At 62.3% G+C, this 12,893-nt stretch carries 15 protein-coding genes; 8 read left to right on the forward strand and 7 right to left on the reverse strand.

What is annotated here, in order from left to right:
• Positions 1-85: 85 nt before the first annotated feature.
• Genes pgsA through BLJAPNOD_RS17235 form a run of 3 tightly spaced genes read left to right on the forward strand, consistent with a single transcriptional unit; the run spans position 86 to position 1,399 of the window.
• The gene (gene pgsA, locus BLJAPNOD_RS17225; protein WP_115420597.1) at positions 86-673 is read left to right on the forward strand and encodes a CDP-diacylglycerol--glycerol-3-phosphate 3-phosphatidyltransferase; all 588 of its coding nucleotides are present in this window, start codon (positions 86-88) and stop codon (positions 671-673) included.
• Positions 670-930 (forward strand): molybdopterin converting factor subunit 1, encoded by a 261-nt coding sequence (gene moaD / locus BLJAPNOD_RS17230; RefSeq protein ID WP_115420598.1) that lies wholly within the window; start codon positions 670-672, stop codon positions 928-930. Before pgsA ends, moaD begins: the two co-directional genes overlap by 4 nt.
• A gap of 4 nt (positions 931-934) precedes the next feature.
• Entirely contained in the window at positions 935-1,399 is a 465-nt protein-coding gene (locus tag BLJAPNOD_RS17235) for a molybdenum cofactor biosynthesis protein MoaE (protein ID WP_115420599.1), read from the forward strand.
• A gap of 58 nt (positions 1,400-1,457) precedes the next feature.
• Here BLJAPNOD_RS17235 and BLJAPNOD_RS17240 read toward each other — a convergent pair whose 3' ends face one another.
• A complete protein-coding gene (locus BLJAPNOD_RS17240; RefSeq protein WP_115420600.1) occupies positions 1,458-2,354 on the reverse strand; it encodes a branched-chain amino acid ABC transporter permease in 897 nt (298 codons plus the stop codon).
• A 67-nt stretch (positions 2,355-2,421) separates the two neighbouring features.
• On the opposite strand from BLJAPNOD_RS17240, the gene BLJAPNOD_RS17245 reads away from it, so the two are divergent.
• Entirely contained in the window at positions 2,422-2,976 is a 555-nt protein-coding gene (locus BLJAPNOD_RS17245) for a CGNR zinc finger domain-containing protein (RefSeq protein WP_115420601.1), read from the forward strand.
• A 2-nt stretch (positions 2,977-2,978) separates the two neighbouring features.
• Positions 2,979-3,488: a hypothetical protein gene (locus tag BLJAPNOD_RS17250; RefSeq protein WP_115420602.1), complete on the forward strand. Its 510-nt coding sequence runs from the start codon at positions 2,979-2,981 to the stop codon at positions 3,486-3,488.
• A 75-nt stretch (positions 3,489-3,563) separates the two neighbouring features.
• Here BLJAPNOD_RS17250 and ndk read toward each other — a convergent pair whose 3' ends face one another.
• Together ndk and BLJAPNOD_RS17260 are read right to left on the reverse strand one after the other, a co-directional pair.
• Complete coding sequence (gene ndk, locus BLJAPNOD_RS17255) at positions 3,564-3,986, reverse strand: nucleoside-diphosphate kinase (protein ID WP_025426476.1); 423 nt, start codon at positions 3,984-3,986, stop codon at positions 3,564-3,566.
• 103 nt (positions 3,987-4,089) lie between these two features.
• Positions 4,090-4,779 (reverse strand): glutathione S-transferase family protein, encoded by a 690-nt coding sequence (locus BLJAPNOD_RS17260; protein WP_115420603.1) that lies wholly within the window; start codon positions 4,777-4,779, stop codon positions 4,090-4,092.
• A gap of 140 nt (positions 4,780-4,919) precedes the next feature.
• Between BLJAPNOD_RS17260 and BLJAPNOD_RS17265 the strand changes: the two genes are divergently transcribed.
• Positions 4,920-5,432, forward strand: coding sequence for a DinB family protein (locus BLJAPNOD_RS17265; RefSeq protein WP_115420604.1), 513 nt, complete (start codon positions 4,920-4,922; stop codon positions 5,430-5,432).
• Here the strand turns inward: BLJAPNOD_RS17265 and BLJAPNOD_RS17270 are convergent.
• Positions 5,361-8,006: an AMP-binding protein gene (locus BLJAPNOD_RS17270; RefSeq protein WP_244610957.1), complete on the reverse strand. Its 2,646-nt coding sequence runs from the start codon at positions 8,004-8,006 to the stop codon at positions 5,361-5,363. The two genes, BLJAPNOD_RS17265 and BLJAPNOD_RS17270, sit on opposite strands and share 72 nt — an antisense overlap.
• A 348-nt stretch (positions 8,007-8,354) precedes the next feature.
• Here BLJAPNOD_RS17270 and BLJAPNOD_RS17275 point away from each other — a divergent pair, with 348 nt between their 5' ends.
• Complete coding sequence (locus tag BLJAPNOD_RS17275; RefSeq protein ID WP_158556134.1) at positions 8,355-9,362, forward strand: GGDEF domain-containing protein; 1,008 nt, start codon at positions 8,355-8,357, stop codon at positions 9,360-9,362.
• An 84-nt stretch (positions 9,363-9,446) separates the two neighbouring features.
• On the opposite strand, the gene BLJAPNOD_RS17280 is transcribed toward BLJAPNOD_RS17275, so the two are convergent.
• The 3 genes from BLJAPNOD_RS17280 to BLJAPNOD_RS17290 all read right to left on the reverse strand — a co-directional run bounded on the left by BLJAPNOD_RS17280 (position 9,447) and on the right by BLJAPNOD_RS17290 (position 10,646).
• A complete protein-coding gene (locus BLJAPNOD_RS17280; RefSeq protein WP_115420606.1) occupies positions 9,447-9,917 on the reverse strand; it encodes a MarR family transcriptional regulator in 471 nt (156 codons plus the stop codon).
• 88 nt (positions 9,918-10,005) lie between these two features.
• Positions 10,006-10,284 (reverse strand): hypothetical protein, encoded by a 279-nt coding sequence (locus tag BLJAPNOD_RS17285; RefSeq protein WP_077498649.1) that lies wholly within the window; start codon positions 10,282-10,284, stop codon positions 10,006-10,008.
• A gap of 74 nt (positions 10,285-10,358) precedes the next feature.
• Positions 10,359-10,646 (reverse strand): hypothetical protein, encoded by a 288-nt coding sequence (locus BLJAPNOD_RS17290; RefSeq protein ID WP_115420607.1) that lies wholly within the window; start codon positions 10,644-10,646, stop codon positions 10,359-10,361.
• A 325-nt stretch (positions 10,647-10,971) separates the two neighbouring features.
• Between BLJAPNOD_RS17290 and BLJAPNOD_RS17295 the strand changes: the two genes are divergently transcribed.
• Positions 10,972-12,861: an ABC-F family ATP-binding cassette domain-containing protein gene (locus BLJAPNOD_RS17295; RefSeq protein WP_077498653.1), complete on the forward strand. Its 1,890-nt coding sequence runs from the start codon at positions 10,972-10,974 to the stop codon at positions 12,859-12,861.
• Positions 12,862-12,893 lie beyond the last annotated feature (32 nt).

Genomic DNA, 12,893 nt, shown 5'->3' on the forward strand with positions numbered 1-12,893 from the left:
TATGACACCCTTCGCACAATGATTTGTTGACCTGAGGGTCGCAAAGTCATTCTGTACCTCCGAGGAAGACAGAGAACCCGAATCCATGCCCACGCCCGTCGCCTACAGCATCCCGAACCTGCTCACCTATTTCCGAATCCTGATCGTGCCGCTGATCGTGCTCTGCTTCTTCATCGAGGGCCGGCTGCACAGTTCGGATTTCGCGCGCTGGACGGCGGTCTCTCTCTTTGCCATCGCCTCGATTACCGACTTCTTCGACGGCTATCTCGCCCGCATCTGGAAGCAGACGTCGAACATCGGCAAGATGCTCGACCCGATCGCCGACAAGCTGCTGGTTGCTTCGATCCTGCTGCTCGTTGCAGCCGACGGCACGATTGCCGGCTGGTCGATCTGGGCAGCCATCATCATCCTGTGCCGCGAAATTCTCGTCTCGGGCCTGCGCGAGTATCTCGCCGCGCTGAAGGTCAGCGTGCCGGTGACGCGCATCGCCAAGTGGAAGACGACGATCCAGATGGTGGCGATCGTCTTCCTTCTGGCTGGCCCCGCCGGCGACAAGATCCTGCCCTATACGACGGAGATCGGCATTGGTCTGTTGTGGATCGCCGCTGCGATCACGCTCTATAGCGGCTACGACTATTTCCGCGCCGGCCTGAAGCACGTGGTCAACGAATGAGCACCGTCAATCTCGTCTATTTCTCCTGGGTGCGCGAGCGCATCGGCAAGGGTGAGGAAACGCTGGAGGTTCCGGCCGACGTCGTCACCATTGCCGACCTGCTTGCCCATCTGAAGACGCTGGGGGAAGAATACGAGATGGCGCTCGAGCACCAGAACGTCATCCGTGCGGCGATCAACCAGGAACACGTCGAGCATGACGAACCGATCGCCGGGGCACGCGAGATTGCCCTCTTCCCGCCGATGACCGGCGGCTGAGACGATGAGCGCGCCCGTCATCGTGCGCGTGCAGCGCGAAGACTTCGACCTTTCGGCCGAGGTTTCCCGCCTTTCCTCCGACCGCCCCGACATCGGGGCGGTCGTGACGTTTTCGGGCCTCTGCCGCGACGAAGCCGGCACGCTGACCGCTCTCGAACTGGAGCACTATCCAGGGATGGCGGAGGCTGAAATCACCCGTATCTGCCAGCTTGCGATCGAACGCTTCGGGCTGCAGGCGGCAACGGCGATCCACCGCTATGGCAGGATCAGTCCCGGAGAGAACATCGTGCTCGTCGTCACCGCCTCGCCGCACCGCCAGGCCGCCTTCGACGGCGCCAACTTCATCATGGACTTCTTGAAGACTTCGGCGCCGTTCTGGAAGAAGGAACATCTGGCCGACGGCACGAGCGGCGGCTGGGTCAGCGCCAAAGATGCCGACGACACGGCGCGAGATCGCTGGAAGCGCTGAGGCGCGCACCCGAACCGGATCAACGTCAGATTTGTCATTGCCGCGGCGCCGCGTGACGTCACGGTATGATTTTCTCCTGCCGCGTCACCGCAAGCACGATGACCAGGAAGCCGAAGATGGCAAAATCTCGCCAGAGGATCGGGCCGTAGGCGCCCCAAAGTGTCTCAAGCAGGCCAATAGCCGCGGCGCCCAATGCGGCGTAAAGCGGCGAAGTCTGGCCGCCGATTGCCGCGATGAACAGGACCTTGACGCCGAAGGTGAGCCCGGTGCCGAAATCCATGTTGCCGTAATAGGACGCAGCCAGAATGCCGCAGCAGGCGGCAATCAGCGAAGCGGCACCATAGGCAATGATGTAGACGCGGGCGGCATCGATGCCGCACAGGGCGGCGGCGCCACGATCCTCCGACACCGCCCGCCACGATCGGCCGGCGCGGCTATGCGCCAGAAACCAGTGGCCGCCCGCGACCAGGACCACCATCAACAGCGTGTTGAGCAACTGGATCAGCGTCAGCGTCACTGGGAATTTGGCGTCGGACCAGAAGATGATGTTTTCGTTCAGGAACGGCGGCAGCCACAGACTCCTAGTGTCAGACGCCAACCGCGCCACCTCCATCAGCACCAGCAGACAGCCGAGCGAGGCGACGACGACCGTGTTGGCGGACGAGAAGGCGAGCGGCCGCATCACATAGCGCCCCGCGACGAGCCCTGCCCCGACGCCGAGCGTCAGACCGGCGGCAGCACCGATGCCGAGCGCCGCCGGCAGCACCAGCCATAGCTGGTTCCAACCGAAATCGGCAAACAGCACAAACATCTGGCCGGAGAACGCAAAGAGTGCGCCATAGGTGAGATCGGCCCTACGGGTCACGGCAAAGGCGATCGCGTAACCGAAGGCCAGCGCGGCATAGAGCGCGGCAATCGGAACGGCATTGGCGATCTGCTGCAGGAGATAGAGCATGGCGCATCCGGAGCGTGACAACATCAATATAACTGGTAAAATCACTTTTGCTAGTTAGGAATCGCTGATGACCTTCACCTGGACCGCACACCGATTTGCCGGCGGCGCACTGGCGCTGGATGTCGCCAACTCCGTGATTTTGCGCTTCGATCCGGCAAGGTGCATCGATCGCTTTGCCGACGTCGCCGCGCTCGACGCCTTCGCCCTCGCCGCCAACCGGTTCTGCGCCGAGAGCCCGCGCTTCGGCACATTGCTGCCCGTTCCTGAACGGAAACGAGGCGGGCTCCTGGTGTTGCGCGAGGCGACGGATCGGCATTTTCGCGCAACTGTGACGGCCGGGTATCGGCCAGAGCTGATGGCCGACCTGCTCGAGGCAATCGCCTCGGTGCTGCGTGGCGCCGGCAACAGCGAAGACGCCATTGCGCTCGACACTGCAACGGCCCATTCCGCCCTCAGCCTTGCCGCCAATCCCGAACCCGACCGAATGAAGATCTGCCCCAATTGCGGCTGGCTGTTTCTGGACAGAAGCCGCAACCGCAGCCGGACCTGGTGCGACATGGCGGTCTGCGGCAATCGCAGCAAGGTCAGGCGCCACTACCATCGCAGCAAGGAGGAAGCGTAGAGATGACGAGGCCGATCGTAATGCTTGCCGCGATGATGGCGGCGCTGCTGATGGCGGGCTGCCAGCGGGAGACTGGACCCGATCCGCTGAAGCTGACGGGCAAGATGTTCGTCTTCAACTACCGGCTTGCCTACGCAACCTACATGATCACGCTGAGCAAGCTCGAACCGGTGCCGGAGGGCAGCATCGTCGTTGCGACCTTCGAGAATCCGGCCGGCGGCGAGCCTTTGACCCTGACGCGCAAACTCTTTCCGAAGCTGGAAAAAGTAGTGCTCGAAAGCCCCGACATCACCTGCGTGAAGAAGGAAAGGCCCTATGCGGTGACGATCGAGGTCAAGGGACCGGCCGGAGAGGCGCTGCAGACGTTGGAAACGACCGTGACCTCCGATATCGACCAGGACATGATGCCGGCGAAGCCGCTGGTCGAAGGGCCTGCCTATGACAAGAACCCGGCGGTCTTCACGGACGGCAATGCGCCGGAGCATTTTGAAACGGCAACGTGCCCGACATGAAAAAACCGGAGCGTTTCCGCTCCGGTTCAATCAGAGTCATTTCAAGCCGTTACGGCCGGAAATGCAGATGTTGATTCAGCCGACGATTTCGGTGCCGGAGAACCAGTATGCGATTTCTTCAGCAGCCGTTGCCGGAGCGTCCGAACCGTGAACCGAGTTTTCGCCGATCGAAAGAGCGTGAACCTTGCGGATCGTGCCTTCGTCAGCATTTGCCGGGTTGGTGGCGCCCATGATTTCGCGGTTCTTGGCGATGGCGTTTTCGCCTTCGAGAACCTGAACGATGGTCGGGCCGGAGGACATGGACTCGACGAGTTCGCCGAAGAACGGACGTTCCTTGTGAACGGCGTAGAAGCCTTCAGCTTCGCGGCGGCTCATCCAGACGCGCTTGGAAGCAACGACGCGCAGGCCGGCGTCTTCAAGCATCTTGGTGATGGCGCCGGTCAGGTTACGCTTCGTTGCGTCCGGCTTGATCATCGAAAAGGTACGTTCAATCGCCATTGGCTCAATTCCCTTGTTTTCTTGAGAAGTGGCGGTTCATTAGCCGCCAATTCCGCGCAAAACAAGGGGGTTCGCTCACGATTCGCTGCGGGCGTTGCGGGTTTCACGCCGCTGTCACAGAGCGCCCGATGCCCCCGTGCAGGTCAAGGCAACGCTCGAACCAGTCGGTAACCGGATCGCCCGGAGAAAGCAGGCGTTGCGGCGAAACGATCCGCGCCCATTGCAGTGCACCGAAGACGATGTAGTCGGCAAAGAGCGGGCGCTCGCCGCCGAGATAGGGCTGAAACTTCAGAATATGGCGCAACGGCTCAAGCTTCTCGGAGAAGGTCGACAGGGTCGCCCCACCGGTTCCGGCCACCGCTTCGAGAGTTGTGCCGAAACGGGCCTCGCGGCTTTCACGGAAATAGACCCGGTCGACCGGATCGAGACTGTCGTGAATATCCGTGATGACGATGCGGGCGATCGCCGGGTGCAGCGTCGTCTGTGACCAGCCCTCGACAAAGCGAGCCATGGCCACGCCACCCGGGCCGCCAAACAGCGATGGTCGATCCGCGTAGTTCTCCTCGAGATAGACGGCAATCGCGAAACTGTCCTGTACCAGCCGGTCGCCGTCGCGCAGGAGCGGCACGAGCTTGGTGGCGCCCTCCTCCACCTTCGGGATCTCGGTAAAACCGACCGGCACGACGTCGAAGTCGAGCCCCTTGTGCGCGAGCGACAGCTTGGTCTTCCAGACATGCGGCGAGAAAGGGCGGGCCCTGTCGGCACCGCAAAGCAAATAAAGCTTCCTGCTCACGTGATCTCCCTGCGAGAATGAATTGGCGTCTCCCATTGGAGGCCAGACGGGCCGCACGATCAAATCATTAAATTTCATGGGTGGCATTCGCCCCGGGAATGCGGATCTGCGCTAATCTTTCCCCCGCACGGGAGAAACAGATGCTCGATCACTTTCGCATGTTCGCCGACTACAACAAATGGGCCAACCGCCGGCTCTACGCGGCGGCGGCAGAACTGCCTGACAGCGAATTGAGGCAGAGCACGGGTGCGTTCTTCGGCTCGGTCCTTGCAACACTCAATCATATCCTTGCCGCCGATCGGATCTGGATGAAGCGCTTCACCGGCGAAGGCGAAGCACCGACGGCGCTCGATGTGACCCTCCACGACGATTTTGCCAACCTTGCCGACGCCCGCGAGCGGGAAGATGCACGGATAGTCGCGTGGCTTGCCGGTCTCGACGAAGCGCGGCTTGCCGCCACCTTCAATTACACGACGCTGAGCTCACCAGTGATCATCACGCAGAAGCTCGGGCCAACACTCGCCCATGTCTTCAACCACCAGACCCATCATCGCGGCCAGGCACACGCGACGCTGACGGCGCTAGGCCGGCCGTCTATTGTGCTGGATCTCGCGTTCTTTCTGTGGAGTGAAGGCGAGAAGTGGGCGAGATAGAGCGGTCCACCGACTGCCCAACCGAACACGATTTGGACTCAGCCTCGCGCCGGCAGCCATCTTGAGCAGCCGGCTTTGCAGCAACCATGCGGCGAGGCCAAGCGCAATACCGCCTGCGATCGACATCATCGAGAACAGTACTGTCGGAAGCTGCCCCTGCGCCGGCGCCAGCAACAGTTCCGGCACGAAACGATGCAGGATGTAGATATGGAAACCGGCAGCCGATAGCGGCAGCACGAGCTGTGCGGCCCAGCGCGGCACGCTGACGCGGGGCGCATAGACCAGCAGGACGAGCACCGCAATCAACAGCAGGTATTTGATCTTCGTACCGATCCACACACCCTCATAGAGACCAAAGAACAGGAACGCACCCGTTCCCGCCGACACCAGCAGCAGTCGCTGCAGATGCGTTTCGGCGATCGCCGCGCACCACCCGATCACCGCGAGATAGAAGATCCACGGCAGGGTGAAGATCTGCCGGTTGCCGATTGGCCACAACAGCGGCAAAGCCAGCCGGGCGGCCAGCGCCACACCGAGCAAGAGCATGCCTGTTGCAAAAGGTTGCCGAGCCGCAATCCACTGCAAACGCGGGATCGCAAACAGCGCCACGAAGACAAGCATCATCTGGCAATAGGCTTCGATGAACCAGTAGAGGTAGGGCACCATCCCACGGGTCTCCGGATCGGCAAATCCGAAATTGCCGACGAGAAAGACGGAGGCCCAGGGGACCTCACCCCAAACGGCAGCATAGCCGGCGACGATGAGATAGTAAGGCACCAGGATCTGCGTCAGCGGCCGCAGGATGGCAAGACCGTCACCGGCCAGAAGCGGCCCCATCTGGAAGCGGGCAAGACTGAAGCCGGCAAGGATGACCATCGCCGCCGAGCCGCCCGGCAGCGGCCACAAGGTCTCGTGGTGAAGAACAACGAGCAGGATCGCCAAGGCGCGGATGATGAGATCCATTCCAATCCGCGTGGTCGCCGTTTCTCGCCTTTCCAGCGCCGCGAGCGTTGCAATCGGCATGGATTCCCACATTTCCGGCGCTTGGCCGAGCGCCTTCTCGAGACCGATCGAGAGCTGCACGAAACGCAGCGAATCTCCGCCAAGCGAGAGGAAACTGTCCTCCGGCTTAACCCTTGCAGGATAGAACACCTGCCGGAAAAGGCTCTCGATGCCTTGGCGATCACCGTCACCTGCCGCGACCGCCTGCTTTGCTGCACGGTTCAATGCGGTGTAGTCGACCTTGCCAGACGGCAATCTCGGGATATCCGGCACATGCGTGGCCCCGATATGGGCAAGTGTCAGGCCGCTCGCCGCGACGAGCAGGCGTCGCACATCCTCGGGTTTGCCTTCGCCCTGGAAAAATGCATGCAGCCCTTCGTCATCGCCGACGATCGCCGCCACGATACCGCGCCGTTCCAGCGCCTGCTCGAGGGCGTCGTGCCCGATGCGCAGGCCGGCAATCTTCGACATGCGCTTCATGCGCCCAACAATGCGGAAAAGACCATCTGCCTCGCGGACCGCCAGGTCGCCCGTATGCAGTTCCGTGAGGTCGGCGCCGCGGGCCAGGTCCTGCCGCGACGAGGCGTAGCCCATCATCACATTGGGGCCGCGATAGACGAGCTCGCCGGCGACACCTGCACCGGCAACCGGACGCCCCTGTTCATCCTCGATCGACAGCGTGCCCCCGGGAATGGCAATGCCGATCCGATCCTCATTGCCCGCAAGCCGAGCCGGAGGCACATAGGCGATGCGGGCCGTCGCTTCGGTTTGACCGTACATGACGAACAGATTGGCGCCTTGGGCGCGAAGATACGCGTCGTAGGCACGGACGCGCTCGGGCGCCAGACGTCCACCGGCAACCGTCATAAAGCGCAGCTGCGGGAACAAACGATCGCGAAACCCGACCTTTTCCAGCAGTTCATACGAGTAAGGCACGCCGGAAAGATTGGTGCAGTTGCTGGCCGCAAGACCGTCGAGGAACCCCCGATCAAGGATCGAGCCGCTCGGAATGTAGAGGCCGGCGCCGACGCTCAGATGGGCATTCAGCACTGAAAGACCGTAAGAGTAATGCAGCGGCAGGATCAGGCAGGCGCGATCGTCGGCACCAAGGTCGAGATACTCGACGATCGAGCGGGCATTGGCCGTAATATTGGCGGTGGAAAGCCGCACCGCCTTGCAGCACCCTGTACTGCCTGAGGTCGACAGCAGGACGCTGAGATCCGGATGAAGGGGCTCATCGCTGCCGCGAAGGTGTTCCGTTCGCCAGCGGCCGTCTGTGCACCGATAGGCGCAGTCCGGCTCGAACGTGTCGGTCCAGGCTGCGGCGCCGGCGCCACGCGGTGCCTGCATGGCAACCGCATGTCCGGCCTTCAACGCTGCCAGATAGGCAATGATCGCGTGTTCGGAAAGCTCGGGCTCAAGCGTCACCAGCGCGCGGCTGCGCGGAAACTGTGCGGCCTGACGGTCAACCCTTTCGTGCAGTTCGCGGTAGCTCACCAGGCGCTGGCCGGGAAGAACCAGAGCGGCACGCTCGCCCCATGTCGCCAGGCCCGCAATGAACGAAGGGGGCATTGTCGAACCGCCACTCTGCATTCGAGCCTCCCGCCCGTTTTAGCAAGGCGGCATATAATTGCTGACTGGCTCCGTCAACTATAAACATGAACCAAAACAGCAAGTTTTGACACGCCTGCTCCGATCGGTTGCGTCGACCTCTCCTTCGGTGGGATTTCGGCAACCATACCGCGCGGATTAGGCCGCGCGTCCGCTGTCTTCAGACTCCCTTAAATGCGGCCCGCGCATAGTGTCCGCAGATCCGATACAGGCATCGAGGACGACCACGGAATGACCAGGCAAGCCGCTGCGAACACCAGCCGATCTCAGACGAAGAGCACCGCCATCATTTTGAAGGTGGCGCACTCCATGTCTCAGCTTGGTATCGCGGCGCTGCCGCGCAACTATGAGCTTGTCTACGAAGCCTTGTCCGGCCGGTTGCCGCAGCTTTCGCGCGACCTATCCGCGCTCGGCGCCACACCGCAGCAGGAGGCCCTCGACGAACTCGGTTTCAAGCATCACCTCATAGCCCATGGAGCGCTTGCTGCCGATCGAGCGAGGGCAACGGCACAGGAAGAACTCAGCGACCTTGCCCTGCAGCTGAGGCACAGCCTGGCGCAACGGCATGCCTTCAGAAGTCAGCTTGACCGCTTCAAAGACCGCCTTGCCTCAGATCCGGTTGCGGGCCTTACGGAATTTGCCGATGACGCAGCAAGGCTGCGGGATGCGGCCGGCTTGCTGATGAACGAGGAACAGGCGTTTCTGACGGCCTTGCAATCAAGTGCCGAGCGCTTTGCAGCGCTGGAAGGCGCGTTCGCCGAAAGCCGCAAGCCGCTGACCCGAGACCCCGTCACTGGCCTGCCCAATCGCCTGGCCCTGTCAGCACGCTTGAAAACACTGCTTGAATCCGAAGGCGAAACACAGCCGGTTGCCCTGATTGTGGCGTCCGTCGAAGGGCTGCGCGGCATCGCGGAGCAGCATGGCGCCGCCACCGCGGAAAAGGCGCTCGGCAAGCTTTCGACACTGTTTCGCAAGTCGATCAAGAAGAGCGACTTCGTTGCGCGCGTCGGCGGCCAGGAGTTTGCTTTCCTCTGCAGCGATGTCACAGAGGAGAATGCCCAAGCGATTGCGCAACGCATCCGGCAATCGGTGGAGGCGTTGCGCGTCGCCCTGCCTGGCCGCGCCTTCACGGCCGAAACGCTTTCGCTCGCGGCCGGGATCGCGATGGCCCAGCCGATGGCGCCGCCGACCGATGTCGTGCAGCAGGCAGAATTGGCGCTTGCTGCGCTGCGCGCGGGCTCCCGCTCGGGCGTTCTCGTTTATTCGGCAGAGCTTGGCGGCAGGCGGGCCAGGACCTATTCGCCGCACGCCGCCTGAGGCACATCGCAATCGCGAGAATCCGCCTGCCGCGCTTCAAGCGGTTGGTTTTGCGTGACATGCCTTGGCCGCGTGCGCCTTTACCTATGCGGCCTCGGCCTGCCGCTCATAGCCAATCATCCGGCTCGTGCCGATCTCGCAAGCCTTGTCACCGAGCCGGCCGAGCAGCCGGTAGAGATCCGTGCGCTCCGCATCATCGAGCGCCGAGAAAAGGTCCTCGATCACCTGGCGACGGGGCTGAAGCGCTGCCTCCAGACCGGTCCGGCCGAGATCGGTAATCGAAATGATCTTCGCCCGCCGATCCTCGGGGTCCGGCACGCGGACAACCATGCCGTCCCGCTCCAGTCCATCGATCGCCTCGGTCACCGTTCGCGGAGCAAAGTTGAGCGCTGAAGCGATGTCGGCACAGCGGCAAGGGCCGAGTTCACTGAGGTAGAACAGGAACTTGCTGCGCGCAAGCGAGACGCCTTCTTCACTCATCGACGCGTTCACCAGGCGATGGACGCGGTGATAGAGTTCAAAGAGCCTTTCTGCGACTTGAATTTTTTCTGTCATGGCAAATCACCTCATTGGCAACGCCAAAACGAGATAACCCGGCCCCGCGTGGCGGGACCGGGTTATCTGGTCGTCCGTCTGGCGTGGGTTATTGATTGTCCTGGCTGGCCTTGCCGAATGCCTTTGCGTGGCCGTTGGCAATCGCACCGGTCGCGGCGGCATCAACCGACCTGTTCTCGATTCCGGCGTAATAGTCACCGCTTTCGACCGTGCTTGCGGATACGCCTGTACCTGCCGAAGCGGCAGCGCGACCGGTAAACAGCGGCGCCGGGCTGACGCCTTCATAGTAGCTGCCGCCGGCAATGGCCGCGGATGCGCTGGCAAACGTCGCTGCTGCAACGAGAAGCGTTGCGATGGACTTAGTCATGGGTCTGTTCCTTGATGGGGATGGAGTGCCATGGGGCCGGAAGCCCCATGGCCGGCGGCACAGTGCGCCTTAGACTAGCGGGAGATGCCCTGGTAGTATTCGCCTTCGCCGCCTTGAGCGAGCCGCGGCTTGGCGTCGTAGTTGTAAACCGAGCCGGTGGCCGTGCGGTCGATATAGCCGGCTTCCGAACCACGGATGTTCAGGGTGGAGCTACCGGCGGCCTTCGGCGCGCGTTCGGTAAACAGCGGGGTCGGGCTGATGCCTTCGTAATAGCTGCCGCCGGCAAAAGCAGCGGAGGCGCCGCCGATTACGGCAGTTGCAACGAGGGCTGCGGCGAGTGCGGTGTGGATCGAGGTTTTCATCGTCTTTGCTCCTGGGAGGCTCGTTCGATTGAACGAGGGTTTCGTCAAAACTATGTTTGGCCGGATCGGTCTTTCCTGGAACGCGGTGGCCTTGCCGATGGCGTTCAGTCGATCGAGGCGGTCGGAAGAGCCTTTCGCTGCCCTTCGCTTAAACAGATGGTCCCTCACGATGAGGATGTGTAGTATCGATTGTCGGAACGCGTTGTTCATGAATTGATAACAATCGCCCCTTGAAAACCGCGAACCTCGCCTCAAGGCGGAGGCTCGAAACGACAGCCGCCGCACAGCTCTTGCCTTCCGCCCTGACTCCGGGCAAAAGGCCGCAATGATCCAGATTTCCGGCCTTTCCGCCCGCATCGCGGGCCGTCTCCTCATCGAAAACGCATCCGTGACGCTGCCTGCAGGCACGAAGGCCGGGCTTGTGGGGCGAAACGGCGCCGGAAAATCGACGCTGTTCCGCATCATCACCGGCGAATTCGCGTCGGAAGCCGGCACGATCGCGCTGCCGAAGAACGCGCGCATCGGCCAGGTGGCGCAGGAAGCGCCCGGCACCGAGGAACCGCTGATCGAGATCGTGCTCAAGGCCGATAAGGAACGCACGGCACTGGTCACCGAAGCGGAGACAGCGACGGATCCGCACCGCATTGCCGAAATCCAGACGCGGCTTGCCGATATTGGAGCCCACTCGGCCGAAGCGCGCGCGGCAAGCATTCTCGCAGGCCTCGGCTTTGACCATGAGGCGCAGCTGCGCCCTGCCTCCTCCTTCTCCGGCGGCTGGCGAATGCGGGTGGCGCTGGCCGGCGTGCTCTTTTCCGAGCCGGACCTGCTGCTGCTCGACGAGCCGACCAACTATCTCGACCTTGAAGGCACGCTCTGGCTCGAGGATTACATTCGCCGCTATCCGCACACGGTCATCATCATCAGCCACGACCGCGACCTGTTGAATACGGCTGTCAACGCCATCGTGCATCTCGACCAGAAGAAGCTCACCTACTATCGCGGTCCCTACGACCAGTTCGAGCGGCAGAAGGCGGAAGCCGACGAGCTGCAGATGAAGGCGAAGGCGAAGAACGACGCGGCGCGAAAGCACCTCCAGAGCTTCATCGACCGCTTCAAGGCCAAGGCCACCAAGGCACGTCAGGCTCAGAGCCGCGTCAAGGCGCTGGAGCGCATGGGCACGATTGCGGCCGTAATCGAGGATCATGTCCAAGGTTTCTCCTTCCCCGATCCGGAGAAGGAAGCCGCATCGCCGATCATCGCCGTCACGAGCGGCACCGTCGGATACGAGCCGGGAAAACCGATCCTCAAGCGCCTGAACCTCCGCATCGACACCGACGATCGCATCGCTTTGCTCGGCTCGAACGGCAACGGCAAGTCGACCTTCGCCAAGTTCATTTCCGGGCGGCTTGCGCCGGAATCCGGCGAACTGAAGATCGCGCCGAACCTCAAGGTCGGTTTCTTCGCGCAGCACCAGCTGGACGATCTGATCCCGACACAAAGCGCCGTCGAACACGTGCGGCGCCGCATGCCGGAGGCACCGGAAGCGAAGGTGCGTGCCCGCGTGGCGCAGATGGGCCTGGCGACCGAGAAGATGGAGACGCCGGCCAAGGACCTGTCGGGCGGCGAAAAGGCACGCCTGCTGATGGGGCTTGCCGCCTTCGACGCTCCCAACCTCCTGATCCTCGACGAGCCGACCAACCATTTGGATATCGACAGCCGCAATGCGCTAATCACCGCGCTCAACGACTATTCCGGCGCGGTGATCCTGATCTCGCACGACCGCCACCTGATCGAGGCGACCGCCGACCGACTGTGGCTCGTGCGGGACGGAACGGTAACGAGCTACGACGGCGACCTCGAGGACTATCGAAGCCTGATCGTCGGTGGCCCGAAGGCGAAGGAAGACAAGTCCAAGTCAGCCGGCGCGGACGATTCGCTGTCGAAGGCGGACCAGCGCAAAGCCAATGCGGACAAGCGCGCCTCCCTCGCCCCGTTGAGGAAAAAGATCAACGAAATCGAATCGCTGACGGGAAAGCTGGAGAAAGTGATTCAAGCACTCGACGCCGAACTCGCCAATCCTGCGCTCTATGAAAAGACGCCGGCGAAAGCCGCGCAGAAGGCTAAGGAACGCTCGGACGCGGTTGAAAAACTGGCGCACGCGGAGGAACAATGGCTTGAGCTCTCGTCCGAATACGAAGAGGCGATGGCCAGTTGATCCAACGCTTTAGGACTGGTTCTTGCGGCGTG

The organism is Ensifer sp. M14 (assembly GCF_003355565.1).
Taxonomy (GTDB): domain Bacteria; phylum Pseudomonadota; class Alphaproteobacteria; order Rhizobiales; family Rhizobiaceae; genus Ensifer.

Bases quoted from the DNA above. Each gene is read 5' to 3' on its own strand.
- BLJAPNOD_RS17240 (WP_115420600.1), bottom strand. From the start codon at position 2,354: ATGCTCTATCTCCTGCAGCAGATCGCCAATGCCGTTCCGATTGCCGCG.
- BLJAPNOD_RS17270 (WP_244610957.1), bottom strand. From the start codon at position 8,006: ATGCCCCCTTCGTTCATTGCGGGCCTGGCGACATGGGGCGAGCGTGCC.
- pgsA (WP_115420597.1), top strand. From the start codon at position 86: ATGCCCACGCCCGTCGCCTACAGCATCCCGAACCTGCTCACCTATTTC.
- BLJAPNOD_RS17285 (WP_077498649.1), bottom strand. From the start codon at position 10,284: ATGACTAAGTCCATCGCAACGCTTCTCGTTGCAGCAGCGACGTTTGCC.
- BLJAPNOD_RS17235 (WP_115420599.1), top strand. From the start codon at position 935: ATGAGCGCGCCCGTCATCGTGCGCGTGCAGCGCGAAGACTTCGACCTT.
- BLJAPNOD_RS17275 (WP_158556134.1), top strand. From the start codon at position 8,355: ATGTCTCAGCTTGGTATCGCGGCGCTGCCGCGCAACTATGAGCTTGTC.
- BLJAPNOD_RS17245 (WP_115420601.1), top strand. From the start codon at position 2,422: ATGACCTTCACCTGGACCGCACACCGATTTGCCGGCGGCGCACTGGCG.
- BLJAPNOD_RS17265 (WP_115420604.1), top strand. From the start codon at position 4,920: ATGCTCGATCACTTTCGCATGTTCGCCGACTACAACAAATGGGCCAAC.
- BLJAPNOD_RS17250 (WP_115420602.1), top strand. From the start codon at position 2,979: ATGACGAGGCCGATCGTAATGCTTGCCGCGATGATGGCGGCGCTGCTG.
- BLJAPNOD_RS17295 (WP_077498653.1), top strand. From the start codon at position 10,972: ATGATCCAGATTTCCGGCCTTTCCGCCCGCATCGCGGGCCGTCTCCTC.
- BLJAPNOD_RS17290 (WP_115420607.1), bottom strand. From the start codon at position 10,646: ATGAAAACCTCGATCCACACCGCACTCGCCGCAGCCCTCGTTGCAACT.
- ndk (WP_025426476.1), bottom strand. From the start codon at position 3,986: ATGGCGATTGAACGTACCTTTTCGATGATCAAGCCGGACGCAACGAAG.
- moaD (WP_115420598.1), top strand. From the start codon at position 670: ATGAGCACCGTCAATCTCGTCTATTTCTCCTGGGTGCGCGAGCGCATC.
- BLJAPNOD_RS17280 (WP_115420606.1), bottom strand. From the start codon at position 9,917: ATGACAGAAAAAATTCAAGTCGCAGAAAGGCTCTTTGAACTCTATCAC.